The 24,900-nt window shown below is 75.6% G+C and carries 17 protein-coding genes; 11 read left to right on the top strand and 6 right to left on the bottom strand.

The genetic code is table 11. The features are described from left to right. The coding region (locus ACYVGT_RS24575) for an EamA family transporter (protein WP_460862776.1) at window positions 1-955 on the bottom strand (955 nt) is incomplete at its 3' end. A 160-nt stretch (window positions 956-1,115) separates the two neighbouring features. Between ACYVGT_RS24575 and ACYVGT_RS24570 the strand changes: the two genes are divergently transcribed. Continuing rightward, window positions 1,116-2,108 (top strand): LysR family transcriptional regulator, encoded by a 993-nt coding sequence (locus ACYVGT_RS24570; protein WP_460862775.1) that lies wholly within the window; start codon window positions 1,116-1,118, stop codon window positions 2,106-2,108. 58 nt (window positions 2,109-2,166) lie between these two features. Here ACYVGT_RS24570 and ACYVGT_RS24565 read toward each other — a convergent pair whose 3' ends face one another. Further along, window positions 2,167-3,102, bottom strand: a complete 936-nt coding sequence (locus ACYVGT_RS24565; RefSeq protein ID WP_460862774.1) for a LysR family transcriptional regulator — start codon at window positions 3,100-3,102, stop codon at window positions 2,167-2,169. A 216-nt stretch (window positions 3,103-3,318) separates the two neighbouring features. Between ACYVGT_RS24565 and ACYVGT_RS24560 the strand changes: the two genes are divergently transcribed. The 3 genes from ACYVGT_RS24560 (at window position 3,319) to ACYVGT_RS24550 (ending at window position 8,678) form a co-directional block, all read left to right on the top strand. Then, the gene (locus ACYVGT_RS24560; protein ID WP_460862773.1) at window positions 3,319-4,005 is read left to right on the top strand and encodes an IclR family transcriptional regulator; all 687 of its coding nucleotides are present in this window, start codon (window positions 3,319-3,321) and stop codon (window positions 4,003-4,005) included. 565 nt (window positions 4,006-4,570) lie between these two features. Next, window positions 4,571-6,946 (top strand): cytochrome P450, encoded by a 2,376-nt coding sequence (locus ACYVGT_RS24555; RefSeq protein ID WP_460862772.1) that lies wholly within the window; start codon window positions 4,571-4,573, stop codon window positions 6,944-6,946. Window positions 6,947-7,157: 211 nt separating this feature from the next. Then, window positions 7,158-8,678 carry a GntP family permease gene (locus ACYVGT_RS24550; RefSeq protein ID WP_460862771.1) on the top strand — a complete coding sequence of 507 codons (1,521 nt, stop codon included), beginning with the start codon at window positions 7,158-7,160 and terminating at the stop codon, window positions 8,676-8,678. A gap of 95 nt (window positions 8,679-8,773) precedes the next feature. Here the strand turns inward: ACYVGT_RS24550 and ACYVGT_RS24545 are convergent, their stop codons facing one another. Further along, complete coding sequence (locus ACYVGT_RS24545) at window positions 8,774-9,754, bottom strand: ketopantoate reductase family protein (RefSeq protein ID WP_460862770.1); 981 nt, start codon at window positions 9,752-9,754, stop codon at window positions 8,774-8,776. Window positions 9,755-9,846: 92 nt separating this feature from the next. Then, window positions 9,847-10,785: a ketopantoate reductase family protein gene (locus tag ACYVGT_RS24540; RefSeq protein ID WP_460862769.1), complete on the bottom strand. Its 939-nt coding sequence runs from the start codon at window positions 10,783-10,785 to the stop codon at window positions 9,847-9,849. 161 nt (window positions 10,786-10,946) lie between these two features. Between ACYVGT_RS24540 and ACYVGT_RS24535 the strand changes: the two genes are divergently transcribed. From ACYVGT_RS24535 to ACYVGT_RS24525, 3 genes are all read left to right on the top strand, one after another. After that, window positions 10,947-11,501 (top strand): GNAT family N-acetyltransferase, encoded by a 555-nt coding sequence (locus ACYVGT_RS24535; RefSeq protein WP_460862768.1) that lies wholly within the window; start codon window positions 10,947-10,949, stop codon window positions 11,499-11,501. 257 nt (window positions 11,502-11,758) lie between these two features. Next, window positions 11,759-12,436, top strand: a complete 678-nt coding sequence (locus ACYVGT_RS24530; protein WP_460862767.1) for a pyridoxamine 5'-phosphate oxidase family protein — start codon at window positions 11,759-11,761, stop codon at window positions 12,434-12,436. Window positions 12,437-12,471: 35 nt separating this feature from the next. After that, complete coding sequence (locus ACYVGT_RS24525) at window positions 12,472-13,671, top strand: hypothetical protein (RefSeq protein WP_460862766.1); 1,200 nt, start codon at window positions 12,472-12,474, stop codon at window positions 13,669-13,671. A gap of 859 nt (window positions 13,672-14,530) precedes the next feature. On the opposite strand, the gene ACYVGT_RS24520 is transcribed toward ACYVGT_RS24525, so the two are convergent. Further along, window positions 14,531-15,094 carry a dihydrofolate reductase family protein gene (locus ACYVGT_RS24520; protein ID WP_460862765.1) on the bottom strand — a complete coding sequence of 188 codons (564 nt, stop codon included), beginning with the start codon at window positions 15,092-15,094 and terminating at the stop codon, window positions 14,531-14,533. Window positions 15,095-15,430: 336 nt separating this feature from the next. On the opposite strand from ACYVGT_RS24520, the gene ACYVGT_RS24515 reads away from it, so the two are divergent. After that, window positions 15,431-17,464, top strand: coding sequence for an FUSC family protein (locus tag ACYVGT_RS24515; RefSeq protein ID WP_460862779.1), 2,034 nt, complete (start codon window positions 15,431-15,433; stop codon window positions 17,462-17,464). Between the two features lie 695 nt (window positions 17,465-18,159). Here ACYVGT_RS24515 and ACYVGT_RS24510 read toward each other — a convergent pair. Further along, window positions 18,160-18,822: a cyclase family protein gene (locus ACYVGT_RS24510; RefSeq protein WP_460862764.1), complete on the bottom strand. Its 663-nt coding sequence runs from the start codon at window positions 18,820-18,822 to the stop codon at window positions 18,160-18,162. Between the two features lie 273 nt (window positions 18,823-19,095). Here ACYVGT_RS24510 and ACYVGT_RS24505 point away from each other — a divergent pair, with 273 nt between their 5' ends. The 3 genes from ACYVGT_RS24505 to ACYVGT_RS24495 all read left to right on the top strand — a co-directional run bounded on the left by ACYVGT_RS24505 (window position 19,096) and on the right by ACYVGT_RS24495 (window position 24,875). After that, window positions 19,096-19,788 (top strand): lysophospholipid acyltransferase family protein, encoded by a 693-nt coding sequence (locus ACYVGT_RS24505; RefSeq protein ID WP_460862763.1) that lies wholly within the window; start codon window positions 19,096-19,098, stop codon window positions 19,786-19,788. Between the two features lie 410 nt (window positions 19,789-20,198). Beyond that, window positions 20,199-21,551, top strand: coding sequence for an FAD-dependent oxidoreductase (locus ACYVGT_RS24500; protein WP_460862778.1), 1,353 nt, complete (start codon window positions 20,199-20,201; stop codon window positions 21,549-21,551). 315 nt (window positions 21,552-21,866) lie between these two features. Beyond that, complete coding sequence (locus ACYVGT_RS24495; RefSeq protein ID WP_460862762.1) at window positions 21,867-24,875, top strand: penicillin-binding transpeptidase domain-containing protein; 3,009 nt, start codon at window positions 21,867-21,869, stop codon at window positions 24,873-24,875. Window positions 24,876-24,900: the final 25 nt, after the last annotated feature.

The raw sequence follows: 24,900 nt of genomic DNA, 5'->3' as shown, positions 1-24,900 counted from the left end.
CCGGCAGCCCGGCGCGGCCGCGCCGCCCGGGGCGCCGCCGCCCTCCGCTCGGCGGGGCCGAACCCGGCGTCCGGTCGCCGCGGGCCGCGCCGACGCCGGCCGCGACGACCAGCATCATCCCGGCGATCTGCAGCGGGCCGGGCACCTGCGCGATGAGCAGCAGGCCCATCACGAGGCTGACGGCCGGCTCCAGGCTGGAGAAGACGCTGAACGCCGAGCGGCTCATCCGCTGCAGCGCCACCATCTCCAGCAGGAACGGCAGGATCGGGTAGACCAGCGCGATGCCGAGGACGGCCGGCAGCACGGCGGGCAGGGCCTGCAGGCTCTGCGCCGACAGCGCCTGGGGGGCGCCGGCGGGTGCGAGCACCAGGGAGGCGACCAGCATCGACAGCGCCAGCCCGTGGACCGGCCGGAACACCGCGCCCACCGCCTGCGTGCCGATGATGTAGAGCGCGACGGTGACCGCCCCCGCCAGGCCGAACGCGATGCCGACCGGGTCGGTCCCGCCGGCCCAGGGCTGGGTCAGCAGGAGCACGCCGCCGACGGCCGCGGCGATCCACGCCAGTTCGGCGCGGCGGCGCAGGGCGAGCACGGCCACCACCAGCGGGCCCAGGAACTCCAGCGCGGTGGCGGTCCCCAGCGGGATGCGCGCCGTCGCTTCGGAGTAGAAGGCCATCATCCCCGCACTCACCGTGCCCAAGATCACCACGGAGCCCCGTTCGCGCCAGGTGGCGCGTGCCACCGCGCGCACCAGGGACGGCCCGGAGAGCGCCATCAGGAGCAGCGCGGCGAAGGTCAGGCGCAGCCAGGTGACGCCCTGGGCGCCCACGGCGTCGAACAGGCGCACGGCAGTCGCACTACCGGTGTGCAGGGCGAACATGCCGACCAGCACGAGGATCGGGGCGGGCACAGCGGCGCCGGCCCCGCGCAGGCGGGAGATGAGGGAGTGGATCACCCGACCATTGGACCGATGCACTCTGTTTCTGTCCACAGACTGGAGGCGGACGGACCATGTAGTTTGAGGACGCAGATGCGGAGGGCGGGTCGGTTTCGGCGCGCCCGGGAACGAACCGGACAGAATGCGGGTCCGGCGCACCGGACGGGACAGCGGACACATGGACTTCACCCGGCTCCGCCTGCTCGTGGAGCTCGAGCGGCTCGGCACCATGGCGGCGGTCGCCGAGGTCTCCGGCATGGGCACCTCGGCCGTGTCCAAGCACTTCGCGGTGTTGGAGAAGGAGGTCGGCGTACCGCTTCTGGCTCCGGACGGGCGCCGCGTGCGCCTTACTCCGGCCGGCCGCCGGCTGGCCGAGCGCGCCGTCGACATCCTGGGCCGCGTGGAGGCGGCCCGCGCCGAGCTGTCCGGGCACGGCGAACCGGTCGGCCGCGTCGACCTGGCCACCTTCGTCAGCGTCACCCCGCCGGTCGTACTGCCGGCGCTGCGCCGCCTCGCCGCGGAGCACCCCGGCGTGGAGGCCCGCATCATCGAGCACGAGCCGGAGGAGGCCGTCGGGCTGCTCCAGGACGGCGGTGCCGACCTGGCGCTGGTCTACGAGTACGGACTGGTGCCGCGGCGGCTGCCCGATTCGCTGACCCGGCACCCGATCGGCACCGAGGCGCTGCTGCTCTCCCAGCCCTCCGCCGACCCGGGCGCCGCCAGCCGCCCGCTCACCCGGCGGCGGCTGCGCGAGCTATCCGGCGCCCGGTGGATCGCGAACTCGCGCGGCGGGGACGACGACGAGCTGGTCGCCCGGATGTGCGCGGCGGCCGGCTTCGCGCCGCAGATCGGCCACCGGGTGGACAACCTGGAGGTGGTGGAGCAGCTGGTCGCAGCGGGGCTCGGGATCGGGGTGATGCCGAAGCTGGCCGCGGCCACCCGGCGCGGTGTCACGCACGCGCCACTGGGCGAGCTGGGCGGCAACCGGCGGATCTTCCTGGTGGCGCGGCCGGGCGCGTGGGCGTGGCCGCCGGTGCGCGTCCTGGCCCGGCTGCTGCACGAGGCGGCCGCCGGAGTGCTCGACCAGGCCGGCCCGCCGCCGCCCGCAGGGCCGCCGGACGGAGGCGGTGCCGGCGGCGGTACCTCCAGTGCACCGGGGACGGGCGGATAGCGCCGGGCGCAACCGCGGCCGGCTGCGCGCACCGCAGGGTCCCGCGCTGCGCCTCCGGTCAGCCGGCCGGGCCGGTGAGCATCGGCCCGACCGAGGGCACCGGCACCTTGGCGGCGGCTTCGCGGACCGCGCCGAGCAGCGGCTCGGGGTCGGCGCCGGCTCGGCTGAGGGCGACGATGTGGCGCTGGGCGGAGTTGCGGACGGTGCGCACCACGATGTGCGGCGCGGACAGCCCGGTCCAGCCCATCCGCGGCATCAGCGCCACCCCCAGGCCCGCCTGGACCAGCGCGAAGACGGCGCTGAACTCGTCGACGGTGTGCACCACCCGGGGCTGGAAGCCGACCTGGTTGCAGGCGGCCGAGACGCAGTCGTGCCAGGCCGTTCCGGGTGCGGACAGGATCCAGTCGGCGTCGGCGAGGTCGGCGGCCAGCTCCAGGTCGGTGGAGGAGGCCAGCGGGTGGTGGTAGGGCAGCACCGCGTCGAACGGCTCGACCATGATCGGGTCCATCCGGAACTCGGCGGACCCGGTGGGCGGCAGGTAGTCCGAGGACATCGTGAGCGCGAGGTCGAGGCCGCCCTCGCGGAGCATCTCGGTGGCCTGCTCCGGCTCGGCCTGGATGATCTCGAACCGCCAGCCGGGGCGGCTGCGGCCGAGCGCGGCGACCGCGGGGCCGAGCAGGTCGGAGATCCCGGTGGCGAACGAGCCGATGCGCGCGACGCCGATGCTGCCCTCGGCGTGCGCGGCCAGGTCGGCCTCGGCGCTCTCCAGCTCGGCGAAGATCGCGTCGGCGTGGGTGAGCAGCACCCGCGCGCCCCCGGTCAGCAGGAAGCGGCGGTCCTTCCGCTCGACCAGCGGCACGCCCTCTTCTCTGGAGAGTGCGGTGAGCTGCTGGGACACGGCCGACGGCGTCACTCCGAGCGCGTCTGCCGTCCCGGCCACGGTCCCGTGCCGGTCCAGGGCGCGGAGCAGCTGCAGCCGGCGGAGATCGATCATGCCTCCAATCTAGGCGCCCGCTCCCCGCATCCCGCCCGCGACCGGCCCGGACACTGCGTGATCCCGTGCACGCCGCCGGTGCGGGGCGCGCCGCGCCGGGCCGCGGGCGCTAGTCTCTCGGCGACAGCTGTTCCGCGGCGCACGGCACCGCAGCCGTCCGGCTGCCGCCCCCGGCGGAGCGCGGACGGCCCCTCGCGATTCGGACAAGGTGGGCGCATGCCGGCGTTGAAGACCCTGGACCGGGGTTTGGAGGCGATCGACGTGATCGCGCGCGCCCGCAGCGGTGTGACGGTCCGGGAGCTCGCCGACGCGCTGGGCGTGCACCGCGCTGCCGCCTACCGGATCCTGGACACCCTGGAGAGCCGCCGCTTCGCCCAGCGGAGCCCGGACGGCACCTACCGGCTCGGGTCCGGCGTGCTCGCGGTCAGCCACAGGTTCATGGCGCAGTTCCGCACGGTCGCCCAGCCGGTCATCCAGGACCTCGCCGACGCGGTCGCCATGACGGCGTTCGTGACGGTGGAGGACGCGGGCCAGGCGCTCGCGCTGGCCGTCGCCGAGCCGTCGACCGTCGATTCGCTCGGTATCCGGTTCCAGGTCGGGTTCCGGCACCCGCTCGCCAAGGGCGCCGACGGCGTCGCGATCCTCGCGCAGCGCCCCGCGTCGCCCGGCGAGCCGCCGTCGGCCGCCGAGGCGCGGCGCCTGGGCTACTCGGTCACCTCCGGCGAGAACCAGCCCGGCACGGTCGGGATGGCGGTCGGCCTCGGCAGCGCCGACGCGCTGCAGGTCGAGGCTTCGGTGGGCGTGATCCGCCTCGGCGCGGCCGGCGACCTGGCGGTCAGTGCGGCGCGCCCGCCGCTGGAGCACGCCGCCGGTGCGCTGCGGCGCCTGCTGGAGAAGGGCTGACCCTCCTTCGGCGGGCCTCCGCTGCCGGCCGGCGCGCCGGCGGCCGCGAGGCCGGCGCTGCGGCCGCGCGATCCGCGCACACCGCGTTCCGGGCGCTCTGACCGCCCCTCCGCCTCCTCCACCCCTCTGTACGCCCGCTTGTCCGCTCGTCCGCGCAGCGCCGACCGGCACCGCCGCGGGGGCGTGTCGGGTGGATGGGGTTTGCCGCGAGCGGGGCCGGCGGTGCACCCGCCGCCCGGCCGACGAGGGAGTCAGGGCGGTTTTCCTCCGCACGGAGAGGAGGACGCAGCAAGGGGCGCGCCAGGGCGCCGCGCAGCAGGGCAGTTGCCCACCCGCCACGCCTAGGTCGTGTTTTTTGCACCATTCCTGGCTGCGCGACCACCAGGCTGCCTCTCGCTGGCCTTCACAAAGCACTCCCTAGGCGCAGCAGCGCGGCGCCTGGCGAGCCGGCCCGGCCGCGCAGCGGTGATCCATCCCACCCCGCCCCTTGTGGCGTGATGTGGCGCACGCTACCTTGTGCGATAAATGGCGTTCAATGCGCGATAGATGAACAGGCAGGTGGGTCATGGCTCCGGTTCGGCAGGCGGACGGCGCGGCGGGTGCGCCCCCGGGATGCCCGGCGGCCTCGGTGCGCGCCGCGGCGTTCGACCCGTTCAGCGACGGCTACCAGCAGGACCCGCCGTCCTATGTGGCCTGGTCGCGCGAAGAGGAGCCGGTCTTCTACAGCGAGCGGCTCGGCTACTGGGTGGTCACGCGCTATGAGGACATCAAGCGGATCTTCCGCGACAACGCGGTGTTCTCCCCCGCGGTCGCGCTGGAGAAGATCACCCCGACCTCGCAGGCGGCCGAGGAGGTACTGGCCTCCTACGACTACGGCATGAAGCGCACCCTCGTGAACGAGGACGAACCGCAGCACATGGCGCGGCGGCGGGCGCTGATGGAGCCGTTCTCCGCCGAGCACCTGGCGCGGCGCGAGCCGATGGTGCGCGCGCTGACCCGGTCCTACGTGGACGCGTTCATCGGCGACGGCCGCGCGGACCTGGTGGAGCAGATGTTCTGGGAGATCCCGCTGACGGTCGCCCTGGAGTTCCTCGGCGTGCCCGACGAGGACAAGCCGGCGCTGCGCCGCTACTCCATCGCGCACACGGTGAACACCTGGGGCCGTCCCGGGCCCGAGGAGCAGCTCGCGGTCGCCCACGCCGTCGGCAACTTCTGGCAGTACTCGGGCCGCGTGCTCGACCACATGCGCCGCAACCCCGACGAGGACGGCTGGATGCAGTACGGCGTCCGCCGCCAGCAGGACATTCCAGACGTCGTAACCGATTCCTACCTGCACAGCATGATGATGGCCGGGATCGTCGCGGCGCACGAGACCACCGCGAACGCCAGCGCGAACGCGGTCAAGCTGCTGCTGGAGAACCGGCCGGCGTGGGACCGGATCTGCGCCGACCCGTCGCTGATCCCCAACACGGTGGAGGAGTGCCTGCGGCACAACGGGTCGCAGGCGGCGTGGCGGCGCATCACCACGCGGGCGACCGAGATCGGCGGCGTCCCGGTCCCCGCGGGGGCGCGGATCCTGATGGTGTCGGCCTCCGGCAACCACGACCGGCGGCGGTTCGAGGACCCCGGCCTCGTCGACCTGCACCGCGACGACTCCAGCGAGCACCTGACCTTCGGCTACGGCGCCCACCAGTGCCTGGGCAAGAACCTGGCGCGGATGGAGATGCAGGTCTTCCTGGAGGAGCTCACCGCCCGCCTCCCGCACCTGCGCCTGGCCGAGCAGGAGTTCAGCTACGTGCCCAACACGTCGTTCCGCGGCCCCGAGCACCTGTGGGTGGAGTGGGACCCCGAGCGCAATCCGGAGCGCACCGATCCGTCGGTGCTCGCGCCGAAGCTGCGCGTGAACATCGGCGAGCCGCGCGAGGAGCACCGCGGCCGGCCGATGCGCGTCGAGCGCGTCTCGGAGGCGGCGCGCGGCGTGCGGCACATCCGGCTGGCCAGCGCCGACGGGGCACCGCTGCCGCGGTTCACCCCCGGGTCGCACATCAGCGTCGTCTGCGGCGGCACCGGACTGGTGCGGCAGTACTCGCTGTTCGGCCCGGCCGAGGGCGCAGCGGAGGCGCCGGCGGGCGGCTGCCCGATGAGCGCCGGCCGGCCGCCCTACTACGAGATCGCCGTCCTGGCCGAGGAGGAGTCGCGCGGCGGCTCGGCGTGGCTGCACCGGCACCTCGCCGAGGGGGACACCGTCGAGGTGCGCGGCCCGCGCAACCACTTCCGGCTGCCGGAGGACCCCGGCCGGCTGGTCCTCGTCGCCGGCGGCATCGGCATCACCCCGATCCGGTCGATGGCCGACTGGGCGCGGCGCCGCGGGGTTCCCTACGAACTGCACTACCTCGGGCGCAGCCGCGATGCCATGGCGTTCCTGCCGGAGCTCGCCGAGGAGCACGGCGCGCACCTGCGCGTGCACTGCTCGGGCGAGGGCGGGCGCGCAGACCTCGGGGAGCTGATGGCCTCGGCCGCCGGCGAGGCGACAGCGGGGAGCCTGCACGTCTACGCGTGCGGCCCGCAGCGGATGGTCGACGCGCTGCAGGGCGCCGCCGCGGACTGGCCGGAGGGCGCACTGGTCGTGGAGCACTTCGCCTCGCAGGCCGGCGCCCTCGACCCGGAGCAGGAGCGGGAGTTCGACCTCGTGCTCGAGGACTCGGCGCGCACGGTGCGGGTTCCGCGCACCACCACGGCCCTGCAGGCGCTGCGCGAGGCGGGCTATGAGATCCCGTCCAACTGCGAGGAGGGCATCTGCGGAACGTGCGAGGTCCCGGTGCTCGGCGGCGCGGTCGACCACCGCGACACCGTCCTCACCCCGGCCGAGCGGCGCAGCGGCGAGCGGATGATGGCCTGCTGCTCCCGGGCATCGGGGGAGCGGATCGTGCTGGGCATCTGACCGCCGGCCGCTCCCCCGCCCGTCCGCCCCTTCTCCGCGACAGCCGCTTTCGCGCCGGCTGCGCGGCGCAGCCGGCCCCCCTCTTGGACCGGCGGCGCGCCCGGCGCGCCGCCGGCCGCGGCCCTGCCCCGCGGCCCTGCCCCGCCGCACTCCACCCCCACTCCCGACCGGCGCCCCGCAGCTGCAGGGCGCGCAGAAACGAAGGCACCCCATGGCACTGGGACTCGCAGGGATCGCCCTGTCCCTGGTCTTGCTGATCACGCTCGCCTACCGCGGCCATTCGGTCATCGTGGTCGCGCCGCTGGCGGCGCTGGTCGCCGCGGTCTTCGCGGGCGCGCCGCTGCTGGCGACCTACACCCAGATCTTCATGCCGGCGATGGGCGGGTTCATCGCCAGCTTCTTCCCGCTCTTCCTGACCGGCGCGATCTTCGGAACGCTGATGTCGGTCAGCGGCTTCGCCCAGGACCTCGCCGCGTGGATCTCCCGGCTGCTCGGCGCGGACCGCGCGATCCTGGTGACCGTGCTGGCGACGGCGCTGCTCACCTACGGCGGCGTGAGCGCCTGGGTGGTGGTGTTCAGCATCTTCCCGATCGCGAAGGCGCTGTTCGCCGAGGCCGACATCCCGCGGCGGCTGATGCCGGCGGCGATCGCGCTGGGCATCTTCACCTTCGCAACGGCGGCGCTGCCCGGGTCGCCGCAGATCCACAACACCATCCCGACGCGGTACTTCGGCACGGACACCTTCGCCGCGCCGCTGCTCGGCGTCGTCTCCGGCGCCCTGGTCTTCGCGCTGGGCCTGTGCTGGCTGAACTGGCGCAAGGCGCGGCTGTGCGCCGCGGGCGAGTCGTTCGCCGACCCGACCGACGCCGAGCGCGCCGCGGCGGAGGCGGGCGGCGCGGGCGGCTCCGGCACCGGCGACGCGTCCGGCGGCGGGTGCGGTGCGGCCGGCGGCGGCCGCCCCGGCGGCTCCCGGACCGCCGCGGCAGCCGCCCCCGCGGCCGAGAAGCCCGGACCGGCCGGCGAAGGATCGGCGCTGCGCGGATTCGTCGGCCTCCTCCCGGTGCTGGCGGTCGTCGCCGCCAACGCGCTGATGACCTACGCCGTGCTGCCCGCCATGGACACCGGCTACCTCGCCGGGGACGCCTACGGCGGGACCGACCTCAGCGGTGTCGCCGGCCTCTGGAGCGTGACGGCCGGGATGGTGGCCGGGATCGCCGTGATCGTCGCCGCCCAGCCGCGGTCGGTGCGGGCGTTCGCCGCCGGCGTCTCCGAGGGCGCCAAGCGGGCGGTGATCCCGGCCGCGACCACGGCGAGCGAGATCGGCTACGGCGCGGTCGTCGGATCGCTGGCGGCGTTCGCGCTGATCCGCGACTCGATCTTCGCGGTCAGCGACAACGCACTCATCACCTCGGTACTGTCCACCTCGGGCATCGCGGCGGTGACCGGGTCGGCGTCGGGCGGTCTGACGATCTCACTGGAGACGTTCGGCCAGGAGCTGACCGCGCTCGCGACCGAGCAGGGCATCCCGATGGAGGTCATGCACCGGGCCACGGCGATGGCGGCGACGGGGCTGGACTCGCTGCCGCACAACGGCGCGATCGTCACCCTGCTCCTGGTGTGCGGGCTGAGCCACCGGGAGTCCTACAAGGACATCGGCATGGTGACGGTGGTCGTGCCGCTGATCGGGATCGCCGCAGTCTCTGTGCTCGGGCTGTCCTTCGGGGCCTTCTGAGGCCGCTGCGCGGCGCCCCCTGCGGGCGCCGGCCGGGAGGGCGCGGCGGCCGGGCCGCGCCCTCCCGGTGCTCTCCGCAGCCGGCGGTGCTGGACTCAGCCCAGTGCGGCGTCGATGCGGTGGAGGCCGTCGACGATGCGGGCGGCGGCGGGCACGGGGATCCCGTGGGCCGCGGCGCGGCGGAGGAAGGCGCCGCCGAGCGCGTCGACCTCCATCCGGCGCCCGGCCTCCCGGTCGCGGAGCATGGACGGCTTGGTGCCGCCGGGGATGCCGTCGAACATCTCCAGGACGCGGCCGGCGTCGAGGGCGACGCCTTCGGCCCGGCCGACCCGCTCGACCTCGCGGGCGACGGCGTGCAGGTCGGCGCGGCCCTCGCCGCTGCGCACGGTGCCGATGTCGGCGCCGCGGTGGGCGCAGACGGCCGCGGTGGGCAGCAGGAACTGGAACTTGCGCCAGAGCACCTCGGCGGGGTCGTCGCGGAGGCGGACCTCCAGGCCGGTCGCCGCGAGGGCGGCGGCGAGGGCGTCCAGCCGCTCGGGCGGGGCGCCCGGAGCGCGGGCGATGTCGAGCGCGGTGAACGGGCTGGACTGCACGATGTGCCCGGGGGCGATCCGGGTCGACTCGACCCGGATCGCGGCCGCGAGGACGTGCGCATCGGGCAGCCGGCGGCGGAGCAGGTCGATGTGGTCGAAGCCGTTGAGCAGCGGCACGACGAGCGCGCCGCGCACGTGCTCGGGCGGGATGCGGTCGAGGGCCGCGTCCAGCGCGGTGGCCTTGCAGCCGACGACGAGGACGTCGGCGTCCCGGTCCAGGGCCGGCGCCGCGGGCGGGTGCACGGTGAAGTCCCCGAACGCCGACGCCTCGATGCGCAGCCCGGCGGCGGCGATGTGCGCGGCCGTGGATTCGGTGGCCACGACCGCCGTGTCGTAGCCGTCGCGGGCGAGCAGGCCCGCCACGAGTCCGCCGACACCTCCGGGTGAGAGGACGGCGGTGCGGCCCAGCGCGTCCGCCGTGTGCCCGCCGCCGGACTGCGCCGCTGCAACCGCGCCGCGGCGCGTGGTCTCCCGTTCGGCCATCGTGCCGTCCTTCCCATCGCCCGCCGCTGCTCGGCGCGGTCCCGTGGGCATTGTCGCCCACCCGGGGGCGGCGGATCCGGGCGGGCTCCTCCTCAGTCCGCGGCGCGCTCGGCGGCGCGCAGGTCGGCGACCAGGCGCTCGGTGACGGGCACGTCGATACCGCGGGCCGCGGCGGCGCGGAGCAGTGCACCGCCGAGGGGGTCGAGCTCCATCGGGCGGCCGGTCTCCCGGTCGAAGAGCATCGACGGGCGGGTGCCCCAGGGCCGTTCGGCGATGGTGCGGTGCACGGCGGCGGTGTCGACCGCGGCTCCGTGCGCCGCGGCGGCGCGGGCCACCTCGTCCACGACGGCGGCCAGGTCGCCGGCCCGCTGCTCGCGGACCGCGCCGATCGGCGCGAGCGCGTGCGCGCAGACCAGGGCGGTGGGCAGCAGGAAGGCGAACTTGTCCCAGAGCAGGGCGGTGCCGTCGGTGCGCACGGCGACGTCGATGTCCGCGCTGCGCAGCACCGCGGCGGCGCGCTCGGCGGCGGCCCCGCCGGAGATCTCGATGCGGTGGTAGGGGCTGGTGTGCTCGATGGTGCCCGGTGCCGTCCGGAACGCGCCGACGTGCACCGCGGCGGGCAGGACCGCGGCGCCCGGGAAGTGCTCGGCCAGCAGGGCGAGGTGCTCGACGCCGTTGAGCAGGGGCACGACCAGGCCGCCGTCGAGCAGCGCCGGGTCGATGCGCTCCAGGGCGGCGGCGAGCCCGTGGCCCTTGGTGGCGACGACGAGCAGGTCGGCGCGGCGGTCGAGGGCCGGAACGGCGCGCACCGGCGCGGTGAAGTCGCCGTGCGCCGCCGAGGCGACGGCGATGCCGTGCGCAGCGATGTGCTCCGCGGTGGCGGAGCGGGCCACCACCGTGACGCTGCCACCGGGGCCGGCTGCGCGGTCCGCGCCGGAAGCGCCGCCGCCGCGGCGCCCGGCCGAGCGGGCGAGCAGCGCCGCGACCAGACCGCCGACGCCACCCGGACCCAGTACAGCGAAATCCTGCATTTTTTCTCCGATCACGATGTCCGCGACTCCTTTTCCTTGTGTCCTCCCGTCGCGGCACTTGACCGGCGCGTACGGTCAGAAGCACAGCTCAACCCGGACATCGGGGGATGCTTCCGGCGGGTATCCGCTGCACCGACGCGGGCGAAACGGGTGAGAAGAACATGCAGATTTCGTTGGCCACCACGCCGAGCACGGCGCAGGGCACGCTGCGCTACCGCTTCCTCGGCCGGAGCGACATCGACGCGCTCGCCGACCTGTGGAGCGTCGTACACGCCCAGCACACCGAGATCGCGCCGGCCGTGGGCGACGTCGTCGCCTCGCGCAACCCCGAAGAGTCCTGGCGCCGCCGCCGCGGGCAGTACCTGCGCTGGCTCGAAGAGCCGGGCACGCTCGCGGTACTGGCCGAGCGCGGCGGCACGGCGCTGGGCTACGCGGTGGTCACCATGAAGGAAGCCGCCCAGGGCGCCTGGGACCGCGGCGACCGGGTGGCCGTGGTGCAGACCCTCGCCATCCACCCGGAGGCGCGCGGCAGCGGCGTCGGATCGGGGCTGCTGGACGAGGTCCGGCTGCAGGTCGCCGCCGAGGGCGTGCGCGACCTCGAGCTGTCCGCGCTCGCCGGCAGCTCCGAGGACATCAGCTTCCTCGAGCAGGAGGGCTTCCGCCCGCTGATGACGACGATGGTGAGCCGCATCGGCGGCACCGGGGCGCTGGACTGAGGGCACGCTCCCCGACATTACGGCCCCGGCCCCGCCGCCCGCCCGGCAGGGCCGGGCAGCACAGACAGCACCGCGCGCGAAGGGCGCCGCCCCCGGTCCGGAGGGGACGGCGCCCTTCGGCGTGTCCGGCCGGCGCCGAAGGCGTCCGCCGCCGGCGCGCCTGCGCGACCCCCGCACCGCTCGCGCTCCGCACTTCTTACTAGTACGATCTATTTTGGAGGCCATACAAAAAATTCCGCAGGATCCGAGGGGGACCCGTGACCCGTCCGGCCGGCTACACCGCCACTCCGCGCACCACTCCCACCCGCAACCGCGACCGCGCGCACTACGACGCCGACACCGTGCACGCCATCCTCGACGACGGCTTCCTCTGCCACCTCGGCTTCACCGACGGCGACGGGCTGCCGGTCGTCCTGCCCACGCTCTACGCGCGCCAGGGCCGCAGCCTCCTGCTGCACGGGTCCACCGGGAGCCGCCCGCTGCGCGCGGCCGCGCAGGGCGGGCTGCCGGTCTGCGTCACCGTCACCCACGTGGACGGGCTGGTACTGGCGCGCTCGGGTATGCACCACTCGGTGAACTACCGGTCGGTCGTCGCGCGCGGCACCGCGCACCGGGTCGCCGGCGAAGCCGAGCTGCGCCGCGCGCTCGACGACGTCGTCGACGCGATCGTGCCGGGCCGCAGTGCCGACTGCCGCCCGGCCGACGCCAAGGAGCTCGCGCAGACCGCGGTGCTGCGGCTGGAACTGGCCGAGGTGTCGGCGAAGGTGCGCAGCGGCGGCGTCAGCGAGGAGGAGCGCGACCTGGGGCTGCCGCACTGGGCCGGAGTCGTGCCGCTGGCCTCCGGTCCCGGCGAGCCGGTGCCCGACCCGGGCATGCCGGCGGGCGCCACCGCGCCGGAATATCTGCGCCGCTTCTGCGCCGCGGGCCGCGGCTGACGCGCAGCACCGCCGGCCACCGCTACCCTCGTCGGGTGGCCGACGCGAACACCTGCAACTTCCCCGGGTGCGACCGCCCGGTGCCCCGCACCTCTGCGCCCGGGCGCCCGCCCGAGTACTGCGACCTGCCCGAGCACACCCGCTGGCGCGCCTGGCGCGAGCGGCAGCGCCGCCAGCAGGAGGAAGAGGCGCAGCTGGAGCGCGCGGCCGCCGCGCCGGAGGGTGCTGCAGCGCCGGCGGCCGGAGCCTCCGCGCCCGGAGCAGCGGCCGCCGAGCCGGTCACCCGGGCGCGGCTGCGCGCCGACGACCTCCTCACCCGGTTCTCGGTGCAGGCGGAGCAGCTGTCGTCGACCCTGTCCGAGGCGACCGCGGCGTTTCGCACGATGACCGACCCCGCCAGCGCCGAAGCGCAGGTGGAGGCGGCCCGGCTGGAGGCCGACCGGAGGGTGGCCGAGGCGGACGCGGCGCGGCTGGAAGCGGAGAACCGCCGCCGGACGGCCGAGCGCGACCGGACCTCGGCCGACGAGGCGGCGGCATCGGCGGTTGCCGCCGCCGGCGCCGCCGAGCGCATGGCCGACGGTGCCTTCGGCCGCAGGGACGAGGCGCTGGCTGAGCGCGACGGCGCACTGGCCGAGCGGGACGAGGCTGCCGCCCGCATCCGCACCGTTGCCGAGGAGCGCGACGCAGCCGCCGCCCGCGCGCAGGAGGCCGCGGCAGAGCGGGACGAGGCGCGCGCCGCAGTAGAGCGGGGCCGGGCCGAGCTGGCTGCGGCGCAGGAGGAGGCGGACCGCCTCAGTGAGCGCTCCGCCGAGGAGTCGGCGGCCCGGCACCGGGCCGAGGCCGAGGCAGCAGCGGCCGCCCAGCGCGCAGACGAGGCGGTGGAGCGCGCCGCTGCTGCGCAGCGTGCCGCCGAGGAGGCCGACCGGGCGCGGGAGCAGGCGGCGGCCGAGCGCGAGGCGGCCCGCTCCGAGGCCGTGCAGGCCCGCGAGCAGGCCGCGGACGCCCGCACCCGGATGGCCGACGAGCAGGCGGCGGCCCAGGCCCGCCTGGACGAGGTCCGCGCGGCCGCCGACGCCCGCCAGGCCGCCACGGACGACGCCCGCTCCCAGGCGCTCCTCCGCGCCGAACGCGCCGAGGCGCAGCTCGACGACGCCCTCGCCGAACTCCGCAGCCTCCGCACCCGCCCCGACGACAGCGCCGCACCCGCCCCCCAGGCGCGGCACCCCGAGGACTAGGCCCTGCCTTCCGAACGGTCCGGATCCCGCAGCCGGATCCGGACCGGGCGACCGGGGCGATCCCGCCGGAGAGCGCGGCCCGCTCGTCCGCGCGGGTGGCGGCATCGCGGTTGCGCGTGAGCCGGTTGACGCTGCGCTCCGCGGCCGGGCGGCCCCGGTCGGGGGCCAGCGGCCGCCATGCCGCCCGGCATCCGGCCGGGGCGGGTGCACGGGACCGCACCGGTGACCCCGCGGGGATCGGCCCGGCACCTTCCGGTGAGCGGCCGGGCAGCTCCCCTCCGGCCCGGCAGGGTTCCTGGCGCCGGACCACAGCGCCGAGACCGCCGGGACACCCGTCCCGCACACCGGCAAGCACGCCCCGGGGCTCCCCGCCCCGCTCCCATCCCGCCCCCGGCGCGCGGGCCGGGGCGGCCGCCGGAGTATCCGTCCCGGGCCCCGATCACCTCGGCGGGGCGGCTCCAGCGGAGGAGGCCGCCCGGTCAGGCGGGCGGGCCTGCCCGCAGCGGAGAAACTCCGCCCCGGTCAGCGCTGCTGCCTGGCCGGCCCCGCAGCGGCGGCGCTGCCGGCACGCCGCCGCGAAACGGTGCGGCGGCGCAGCAGCGGTGCACCGCGGAGCCGGCCGCAGCGCCCCCGGCGACGGGTCAGGCCGACTGGGGCGTCCGCACCGGCGGACGATCGCCTCGGCGAGGCGTGCCCTGCCGGGGAACCCGGACAGACCGGCAAGGCCGGCCTGCAGCGGAAGGCCCGCGCCCTGGGCGGCGTGCCGCACGCCGCAGCTGCGACGCTGCCCCTGCCGCAGCCGGCGGAGAACGTCCGCGCCCCGCGGCCTCCGGGCAGGGCAGGGCGGCAGGGCGGCCGGTCAGGTCTGGACGCGGTAGATGCGCGAGGTGGTACTCGGGGTCTCCTCGGTGGCGAGCGGAGTGAGCCGGACCGGCGGGCCGGAGCGGCGGAAGAGCGGCACGCCGTCGCCGAGGAGGATGGGCAGAACCGACACGTAGAGCTCGCCGACGAGGCCCGCGTCGATGTACTGGCGGGCGATGTCGGCGCCGAGGACCCCCACGGTGCGGTCGGGGCCGGCGGCGTCGGCGGCGGCGAGCGCGGCGCGGGCCGCGGCGTGCAGGTCGGTGTGGAACTCCACGCCGGGCACCGGGTGCTCGATCCGGCGGTGGGTGAGCACGAACTGCGGACCGTCCCAGGTGCCGCCGTAGGCGCCCTCGCTGTCGGTGCCGGCGTTGGGGTCGTCGCCGAAGAAGGTGTTGGCGCCCTGGAGCAGCGCCGCGGTGCGCGCCGCCACGGACCGCATCATGGCCGACTCGGTCGGGCTCTCCTCGGCCATGAACTCGCCCAGCCAGGACATGTCGCCGTCCGGCCCGGCGATGAAGCCGTCGAGCGACATCGAGCACTGATACTGCAGCACGGCCATGGGTCTCCCCGTCCTCGGTTCGGGCGCTGCGGCGCGCTCGGCACCGCGGTGCCGCCTGGTGCGGCCGCCCCTCACCCTGCAGACCTCCGGCGCGCCGCGGAATCATCGGTGCCCGCACTCCGATTCGTGACGAACCCCACCGAACACGATAGGACCTCGTCGAACCTCGCAAAACGCTCGTACACCCCGGCCTCCTCCCATGGTCCGCGCGGTGCGCCTTCTAGCATTGGGGGCGTGACGGACCAGAGGACCACTGACGGCGATCCCGGACCCGGCGCGGACGGCGGAGGCGCCGGCGCGGACGGCGAGGGTGCCGAGTGGAACCCTCCGGCGCGGATGCGCGCGGAGGTCGCCGAGCGGCCGCGCCCCCGCGTCGACCTGTCCGCCCTGTTCGGCCTCGACACCGGCGCGTGGGCGTGGACGACCGCGGCGAAGGCCGCGATCGCCATGGCGACGTCGTTCTCGCTGGCCGCCTACCTGCTCGACCCGTCGCTGGGCGCACTGGCAGCGCTGGGCTCGATGACGGTGCTGTACGAGAAGAACACGCCCTACGCCTATCGGGCGGTGGCGCTGGGCCTCGTCGGCATGGGCTTCGTGGTCTGCGTCGGCGTCGGCTCGCTGGCGTCGACGGCGCCGTGGACGGCGGCCCTCGCCATCGGCGCGGTCGCCGGCCTCGCCACCTGGCTCTGCCAGGCGCTGCGGGTCGACCGGCCCGGCCCGCTCTTCTTCGTCCTGGTCTGCGCGATCTCCACGATCGCGCCGGGCGGCCTCGGAGCCGTCCCCCAGCACGCCGGCGTGGCCGCGATGGGCGCCGCGATCGGCTGGGCGGTCTCCATGGCGGGCGCACCGGTGCGCAGCCGCCACCCCGAGAACCGCGCGCTGGCGGCGGCGTTCCGCAAGCTCGCCGAACTGCTGCGGGCCATCGGCACGCCCGAACTCGACCACGTCCAGCACGAGGCGTCCCTCGCCGTCTCCGAAGCCTGGCGGATCGTGCTGCTGGGCCAGACCCGCGGCTACCGGGACACCGCGCAGGCGGCCCGGATGCGGGCGCTGCTGCGGTGGGTGTCCGACATCCACCTCGCAGCGACCGACGTGGCGCTGTCCCGCACCGACCCGCTGCCCGAGGAGGTGCCGGAGTTCGCCGAGGCGCTGGCCGGCGCCGTCGCCAACCCGCTGCGCTGCCCGGACGCGGCACAGCTGGACTCGGCGCGCAAGGGCCTGCGGCCGCGCTCGCTGGAATCGCGCCTCTACACCCGCCTCACCCGCGCCGCGCAGGCGGCGCGCAAGCCGACCCACGCCGACGAGAGCCGCGGCCTGGAGCTCTACGACCAGCGGCACCCGCCGCTGCGCGACGCGTTCAAGTCGAGCCTGGAGCCGAGGTCGCTGATCGGGCCGACCGCCCTGCGGATGGGCATCACGGTGGCCGCGGCGGGGCTGGCGGCGATCGCGCTGGGCTTCGACCGCTTCTACTGGGTGTCGATCACGGCGACGTCGGTGCTGCAGGCGGGCAACGTGGTGCTCACCGTGAACCGGTCGGCGCAGCGCGCGTTGGGCACGCTGATCGGCGTGGTGCTGGCCGTCGGGATCCTGCTGCTCGCCCCGCCCCTGCCGGTGCTGATCCTGTGCGCGGCGCTCTTCCAGGGACTGACGCAGCTGGTGGTGCCGCGCAACTTCTTCTACGCCAGCATCCTGATGACGCCGATGGCACTGATCACGGCGAACACCGCCGCCCCCTATCCACTGGAAGCACTGGCGCAGGCGCGCATCCTGGACACGCTGCTGGGCGCGTTCGCGGGCATGGCGGGCGCCCTGCTGCTCTGGCGGCGCGCCTCGGCATCGCGGCTCCCGCAGCTGATCGAGGAGGTGCTCGACCAGACGCGGGCTTCGGTGCTGGCGGTGCTCGACCCGGACGCGCGGATCACCCCGGAGCGCCGCTACCGGCTCCGCCGCGACCTGCGGGCGGCGCTGATCGGCCTGCGCGCGGTCTACGACAGCGCCGTGGGCGACGTGCCGCGCGCCGGTACGACGCAGCCACTGTGGCCGGTCGTGGTGGCCGCCCAGCGGTCCGGCTACCTGGCTCTGTCGACCCTTGCGGTGGAGGATCCGCCGACGGCCTCGCAGATCACCCTGCAACGCCTCGACCTGGCGTTCCGCGAGCTGATCGGGGCGCTGCAGGAGAAGCGCACGCCGCGGCTGGGCGCGCTGCCGCGGCTCGTCGACTACCCCAGGATCAACATGGAGCTGCGGGTGCTCTCGTCGTCGATGCGCACCGCCATCGCGGAGGACGAGCGGGCCGCCGCCCACGAGCAGGAGCGCCGCGCCCAGCGCGAACGCCGCCGCGCCCAGCAGGAGCACGACGCCGACCTGTAGCGGCGGTGGGCGGCGCGGCCGCGCACCGCGGACACCGGCCCGGCGGACCGCCGCCACGCCCAGGGCCCCTCGGCACCCCGACGGGGCCGCCCGGGCCGGCCGGGCCGTCCAGCGGCGGACGGCAGCGGTAGCCGCCGAGTTCGCGTCGTGCGGGTGCACCGGATCCGCCTCCTCCGGCGCCACCCCGCTCAACCGGGTAGCGCAGCGGACGGGAGCCGATGCCGGCAGCGCGGCCCGCCGGTGCCACCAGCGCGCGGAGCGCGCATGCGCCGCAGCAGGGCACCGGGATCAGACTCGAAAACAGAACCGGCACCCCCGGCGGCGCCGCAGTGGCCCAGTGCGACCCGCGGCGGTGCGGCCGCCTGCCGCGCACCGTCCCACCCGAGTCGGAGTCCCCCTGCCCAGAAGGGGCGCGCCGCCGACCGGGGGCGCAGGCCGCGGCGCTGCCGTACACCGCGCACACCGGTCCGGAAGGCCACCGCCGCCCTCGGGACACCAGCACCGTCTCCGGCCTGCGGGCGCAGGGGTTGCCGGATACCGGCGAGCCGGAGCGGTTCGCACCAGGGGTCCCGTCCGCGGCCTCGGGTGCCGGTGCCGGCGGGGCTCCGTCCCCGGTCAGGGCGCGGACGGCGGAGCAGCCGGCCGCGGAGGCCTCCTCGGGCGGAGTCCATCCCGGCAGCGGCCCCGGGCGCCGCTCAGTCGGCGATGGCGAAGGCGCGGACCGGGAAGGTGCCCATGCCCTGGACCTTGACCGGGACGGCGAAGAAGCGGAAGCCGCTGCCGGGCAGCAGGTCGAGCAGGCACAGGTGCTCGATGACGGGGATGCCGGCGGCGAGCAGCGCCGAGTGGACCGGCCGGGCGCCGCCCGCCGCGGGGTCGGTGGCGTCGATGTTGACGCTGTCGATTCCGACGAGGCGGGCGCCCTCCGCCGCCAGGTAGCGCGCGGCCTCCTCGGTGAGGTGCGGGTGGCCGGTGCCGCCGTATTCGGGGGTGCGCCAGTGCCGGTCCCAGCCGGTGCGCACCAGCACCGCGCGGCCGGCGACCTCGGTGCCGGCGAACGCTTCGGGGCCGATCGCCCGGCCCGGACAGCTGACGACGGTTCCGGGCACGTCGGCGACCTTCTCCAGCTCCAGGTCGGCCAGGTCCGCGCCGTCGCGGTAGCGGTGGGCCGGCATGTCGAGGTAGGTGCCGGTGTTGGCGACCATCGTGATCCGGGTGATGTTGAACTCGGTGCCGGGCGCGTAGCGGCCCTGCGAGTCGTCGAAGGAGAGGTGGTCGTCGATGACCGGTCCAGGCAGCCCCGGATAGGTGGTCATCCCGGCGGTGATCTGGTGGCTGACGTCGATGAACCGTGCCATGCTCGGCCTCTCCCTCGCCCGGGGCGCGGCACCGCGGCGGCGCGGACCCGCCCCGGTCCAGCTCCGTTTACAGGTCTAGACCACCCTAGCGGCGCGGAGCACGCGGCGGGAGCTCGCGACGCGGTTCACCGCGCAGATCTGCGCGGGCAGAAGGGGAGTCCGCAGGACAGGCTCCGGCCGGGCATGCCTTAGTGTCGAAGTCGCTCAACCGGCCCTTCCGCCGCCGCTCCCCCGCGGCCGGACGGGCCGCCGTACGGAGAGGAATCGGGTCCCGTGTCGCTCTACGGCGCCGCCAAGACGGTCATCGCTCCCGCCACCCGCGCCGCCTGGCCGCTGCAGACCGAGGGCCTGCACCACATCCCGGCGCGGGGGCCGGCCATCATCGCCTCGAACCACCTGACCAACATCGACCCGCTCTTCATCGGCGTCGCGGTGCCGCGCCCCGTGGTGTTCATCGCCAAGCAGGAGCTGTTCGCCGAGGGCAACCTGGCGCAGCGCACGTTCACCCGGGCGCTGCGCGCGATCGGCCAGCTGTCGGTGGACCGCGCGCCCGGGCAGAGCTCGCGCGAGGCGATGGACCACAGCCTGAGGGTGCTGGAGGAGGGCAGTGTCTTCGGCATCTTCCCCGAGGGCACCCGCTCCCCGGACGGCCGCCTGCACCGCGGGCAGACCGGACTGGCCTACCTGGCGCTGACGGCCGACGTCCCGGTGATCCCGATGGCGCTGGCCGGCACCGACCGCATCCTGCCGCAGGGGCGCCGCATTCCGTCGCTGCGCCGGATCGGCCTGCGGGCCGGGGCACCGGTCGACCTGTCGCCGTGGAAGGGCGAGGCGGGCCGCGCGCGGTCCCGCCGGGAGGCCACCGATGCGATCATGTCCTCGATCGCCCGGCTGTCCGGGCAGGAGCAGGTGCCGCGGTTTGCGGCGACGGTCAAGGAGGAGCTCCGCGCCCGCCGGGAGCGGTGAGCCCGCCGGCCTCCCGGCCGAAGCGCACCGTGGCAGACCTCACCCTGCGCGGCGAATTGGACCGCAGCCCCGAGGGCGTTGCCGTGCACGGACTCCCCCTGCGGGCCCCGCCCGCGGCGGCGCCCCCGCGCAGCGCGGGGCGGCAGCACTGCCGGCCGCGGGGCCCGATAGGCGCCAGCCGCCCCCTCGGCCGGAAGAGGAATTGTCTATCGTGGTGATCGGATAGATGGGGAAAGGGTGCGGAGCCGTCCGCGCCCGCTCGGACACCCCGCCCGGGGCACCGAGTGCAGATAAGGTTAGCCTGGCCTATGCTCCGCGCGCCGCCGCGGCGCGGACCGAGCCGAGAATCCCGGGAGCGCGCTTCGCCGGCGCGACGAATGGAGAGACGACAGATGACGCGACCGCTTCGGGTGGGAATCGTGGGCGCGGGCCCCGCGGGGATCTACGCCGCCGACCTGCTCACCAAGGACGAGACCCTCAGCGCGTCCGGCACCGGCGTCAGCATCGACGTGCTCGACCGGCTCCCCTCGCCCTACGGCCTGGTCCGCTACGGCGTGGCCCCCGACCACCCGCGGATCAAGCAGATCCAGGGCGCACTGCACAAGATCCTCGACAAGCCGGAGATCCGCTTCGTCGGCAACGTGGAGTACGGCGTCGACCTCAAGCTCGAGGACCTGCGCCGGCATTACGACGCGGTGATCTTCGCCACCGGGTCCGACCGCGACCGCCCGATCGGCATCCCCGGCGCCGACCTGCCCGGCAGCCACGGCGCGGCCGACTTCGTGTTCTGGTACGACAGCCACCCCGACGTCGCGCCGGACTGGACGGTCGAGGGCACCAGCGTCGCGGTGATCGGCGCGGGCAACGTTGCCGTCGACGTCGCCCGGATCCTCGCCAAGGACGCCGACGACCTGCTGTCCACCGACATCACCGACAACGTGCACCGCGGCCTCGCGGCGAAGCACATCACCGACGTGCACGTGTTCGCCCGGCGCGGCATCGCCCAGGGCAAGTTCACCCCGATGGAGCTGCGCGAGCTGGACAAGCAGCCCGGCGTCGAGGTGATCGTCGACCCCGAGGACTTCGACATGTGCGCCGCCAGCGTGGCGGCCGCCGAGGAGTCCAACCAGGTCAAGACGAACGTCAAGATCCTGCAGAACTGGGCCATCCGGGACCCGCGCGGCGAGCCGCGCCGCCTGCACCTGCACTTCCTGCACCGGCCGGCCGAGATCCTCGGCGAGGACCGGGTCGCCGGCATCCGCACCGAGCGGATGGAGCTGACCGGCGACGGCGGCGTGCGCGGCACCGGCGAGTACACCGACACCGAGGTGCAGGCGGTCTACCGGGCGATCGGCTACCTCGGCTCGCCAGTGGCCGACCTGCCCTTCGACGAGGACCGCGGCGTGATCCCCAACGACTGCGGCCGCGTACTCGACATGGACGACGCGCCCATCCCCGGCGTGTACGCCACCGGCTGGATCAAGCGCGGCCCGGTCGGCCTGATCGGCCACACCAAGGGCGACGCGCTGGAGACCGTCACCCGCCTGGTCGCCGACCGGGACGCCTTCCCGGCGGCCGAAGCGCCTGAGCCGGAGAAGTTCGACGCGCTGCTGGCCGAGCGCGGCGTGCCGTTCACGGTGTGGGAGGACTGGCAGCGGCTGGAGTCGCACGAGGAGCAGCTCGGCGAGGCAGCCGGGCGCAAGCGCATCAAGGTCCGCTCGCGCGAGGACATGACCCGCATCGCGCGCGGCACCGGCAGCTGATCCGGCGGGCGTCCGCGCCCCGGGCAGCCGGGCGCGGACGCCCGGGCACCGGGCCGCCCGGCGGCACCGATGGGTTAGAGTCTCTGATGACCGGTGTGGCCGCAGGTGTCCCCCCGGGCTCCCTCCACCGCCTCCCAGAGATCCCCGCATGCCCCCGCCGCGCGGGACCGGCGCGGCCCGGGAGCCGCAGAGGGCCGCATTGCCCCGCGCCGCGCGGCGGCCACCGCACCGGCGCCCATCACGTTCCCGCCCCGCACCTCGTCCGAGGACGCGGGGCGGCGCCGCCTCGGGCGGAGCAGCGGAAGGACGTATAGCGTGGACGACAGGTGGACCTCCCCAGACGGCGGCCCCTCGCCGTCTGAGAGCGGCCGGGAGACCGACGCGGAGCCGGCTGCCGACGATCGCAAGGGTCCCTACACGATCCCCAGGGCGGCACCGGACTCCCGGCCGTCCGAGGGCCGGCTCTTCGACTCCTCCGGCCTGCCCAACCCCGGCGCCCCGGTCAGCGGCGCGGGCGCGGCCCAGGGCACCGGGGGCGGCACGGCCGAGGACGGCGGCGAGGGGGACGGCCCCGCGCCCGCGGCGGCCCCCGGCAGCGGCGCCCCGCAGGACTCCGCCGAGAGCGGCTTCTCCGGCTCCGGCGACACCGACGAGACCGCCGCGTTCGCCGAGGTCTCCGGCGCCGCGTCCGGCACGGGCCGCTCGGAGCCGGACGGCCCCGGTGCGGGCTTCGGCGGTTCCGGCTCCGACGGCGCGGACTCCGCTGGCCCCGCCTACCCCGGAACCGGCGCAGACAGCGGTTCAGCCGGCGGCGGCCTGTGGTCCGGAGGCGCGTCCGGTGCCGACCCGTACTCCGGCGGCAGCTCCTCCATCGGCGGGGACAGTGCAGCCGGCCGCCCCTGGGAGCACTCCCCCTCCGAAGGCTCCGCGTCCGGGGCGGACTACGCTTCCGGCTCCGCCTCAGACAGCGGGCCGGGCGAGTCCGCCTTCAGCGCGGACACCGCGGACAGTGCAGACCACGGCCCGGCGGGCGCGGCCGGGAGCGCCGGCTACGGCGCCGCCGCCGGCAGCTCCGACTTCGGCTCCGCTGCCGGCGGGGACCGCTACGGAAGCGGCTCCGCCACCGGCTGGGGCCGGGGCTCCGAGCAGGACGGCTACGGCTCCGGCCCGGCCGGCGCCGACTCCCCCGGCCGGGATGCTCCGGGCGACCGCTACGGAACCTCCGGCACCGCTGCGGCGGGCTACGGATCCGGCAGCCGGGCCGCGGACCCGTACGGCTCGGGCTCGGCACCGGGCGGCAGCACGAGCCCCTACGGCGCGGCGGGTGCCGGAGCGGCAGGGACCGACTCCACGTCGGTGTTCCCCGCTGCCGGGCCCGGCCAGGACGCCCCCGGGCAGGCCGGCGCGCAGAGTGCCGCCGGCCCCGCCGAAGCGCCCTACGACCCCTATGGCCCCTACGGTCCCTACGGCGGGCGGCCCGCGCCCTCCGGGCCGCAGCAGCCCTACGCCGCCGGACCGTCCGGGCCGCAGCAGCCCTTCACCGCGGAGCCGAGCGGCCCGCAGGCGAGCGCGGCAGCCGGCGGGTTCGGCCCGGGCGAGCCGCGCGGCGACGCGGGCCCGGGCACCCCTCCGCCCCCGTCCAGCCACTATGCCGAGGGCTACGGCGACGAGGCGCCGCGGAAGAAGTCCCGCAAGGGCCTGTTCATCGGCATCGGCGCGGTCCTCCTGGTGCTCGCCCTGGCCGGCGGGGTCACCGGCTGGTACCTGTTCGGCCGCGGCCCCGGACCGGACGAGACTGCGGCCGCGTTCGCCGCCGGCTGGACCGAGCAGGACGCCGAGGCCATGGCGGCCGCGGCGGCCGGCGACCCCGCCGCGGTCCTCGACCCGATCGTGGACAACCTCGGCGTCGAGGCGACCGCCATCGAGCTGGGCGAGGTCACCGAGGGCGAGGACCAGACGGCGTCGGCGCCGTTCACCGCCACGCTGTCGCTGAAGAACGCCGGCGACTGGACCTACGAGAGCACCATGGACCTGGTCCGCGAGGACGGCGAGTGGAAGGTCGACTTCTCCCCCGCCACGGTCCACCCGGAACTCTCCGAGGGCAGCACGCTGGTGCGCGGGAACGTGTGGGGCGACCGCGGGCGCATCCTCGCCGCCGACGGCAGCCCCATCGACACCCAGGACACCTCCGAGTCGGTGCAGATGCTGACCGGTTCGGTCGGCACCGCCACGGCGGAGGACCTGGAGCGGCTCGGCCCGGCCTACGCCGAGGGCGACCCGGCCGGCGCCAGCGGCCTGCAGGCCACCTACGAGGAGCGGCTCGCCGGCAAGGCGTCCATCTCGATCCGGGTCGCCGAGGAGGGGGCCGAGGAGGAGGTCGCCGCCGACCCGGAGGCGCCCGCACTGGAGACCCTGGAGGGCGAGCCGGGCCAGGACGTCACCACCACCATCGACCCCGCACTGCAGGGCGCGGCGTCTTCGGCGGTGTCCGGTGCCAGCAAGCCCACCGCGCTGGTCGCGATCCGCCCCTCGACCGGGGAGATCGTGGCGTCGGCCAACAACACACCGGGCTTCAACCGGGCGTTCGAAGGGCAGTACGCCCCCGGTTCGTCGTTCAAGATCGTCACCTACGAGGCGCTGCTGGAGAACGGGCTCACCACCGACGCCACCATGGACTGCCCCAAGGAGGCGATGGGCTTCACCAACGCCGGGGACGCCAAGTACGGCAAGCAGACCGTGACCGAGGCGTTCGCGACCTCGTGCAACACGGCGCTGGTCCAGGACGTGGCGAACCGGCTGGACGGCTCCACGCTGACGGCGGCCGCCGAGATGTTCGGCATGAACCAGGAGATGAAGCTGGGCGTGCCGACGCACGAGCCGTCCTTCCCCACCCCGGACAGCACCGGCATGCTCGCCGCGCAGTCCATCGGCCAGGGCCAGATCCTCACCACGCCGCTGCACATGGCCACCGTGCCTGCCGCCGTCGCGGACGGCTCGTGGCGCGCTCCGGCGCTGGTCTCCGACCCGGAGCCGAAGGACCTCCCGGAGCCGACGGCGATTCCGCAGGCCGAAACCCTGCGCCCGATGATGCGCGCCGTCATCACCGACGGCACGGCCGAGGACGCCGGCTTCAAGGGCGAGGTGTTCGGCAAGACGGGGTCGGCCGAGTTCGGCACCGCGGAGAACGAGGACGACGAGCTCGACACGCACGCCTGGATGGTGGGCTACAAGGGCGACGTCGCCTTCGCGGTCGTCGTCGAGGGCGGTGGTGGCGGCGGCTCGGTCGCGGGCCCCATCGGTGCCAAGTTCACCAACAGCCTCTGACGCCGCGGGGCTGAGTGCCCCGCAG

The sequence above is a fragment of the Nocardiopsis coralliicola genome, assembly GCF_054779695.1.
The sequence above is the reverse complement of the archived record's forward strand: the minus strand, read 5'-3'. Positions and strand labels throughout refer to the sequence as shown.

Coding starts and splice junctions, on each gene's coding strand:
- ACYVGT_RS24570 (WP_460862775.1), top strand. CDS start 1,116: ATGGACTTCACCCGGCTCCGCCTGCTCGTGGAGCTCGAGCGGCTCGGC.
- ACYVGT_RS24565 (WP_460862774.1), bottom strand. CDS start 3,102: ATGATCGATCTCCGCCGGCTGCAGCTGCTCCGCGCCCTGGACCGGCAC.
- ACYVGT_RS24560 (WP_460862773.1), top strand. CDS start 3,319: ATGCCGGCGTTGAAGACCCTGGACCGGGGTTTGGAGGCGATCGACGTG.
- ACYVGT_RS24555 (WP_460862772.1), top strand. CDS start 4,571: ATGGCTCCGGTTCGGCAGGCGGACGGCGCGGCGGGTGCGCCCCCGGGA.
- ACYVGT_RS24550 (WP_460862771.1), top strand. CDS start 7,158: ATGGCACTGGGACTCGCAGGGATCGCCCTGTCCCTGGTCTTGCTGATC.
- ACYVGT_RS24545 (WP_460862770.1), bottom strand. CDS start 9,754: ATGGCCGAACGGGAGACCACGCGCCGCGGCGCGGTTGCAGCGGCGCAG.
- ACYVGT_RS24540 (WP_460862769.1), bottom strand. CDS start 10,785: ATGCAGGATTTCGCTGTACTGGGTCCGGGTGGCGTCGGCGGTCTGGTC.
- ACYVGT_RS24535 (WP_460862768.1), top strand. CDS start 10,947: ATGCAGATTTCGTTGGCCACCACGCCGAGCACGGCGCAGGGCACGCTG.
- ACYVGT_RS24520 (WP_460862765.1), bottom strand. CDS start 15,094: ATGGCCGTGCTGCAGTATCAGTGCTCGATGTCGCTCGACGGCTTCATC.
- ACYVGT_RS24515 (WP_460862779.1), top strand. CDS start 15,431: ATGCGCGCGGAGGTCGCCGAGCGGCCGCGCCCCCGCGTCGACCTGTCC.
- ACYVGT_RS24510 (WP_460862764.1), bottom strand. CDS start 18,822: ATGGCACGGTTCATCGACGTCAGCCACCAGATCACCGCCGGGATGACC.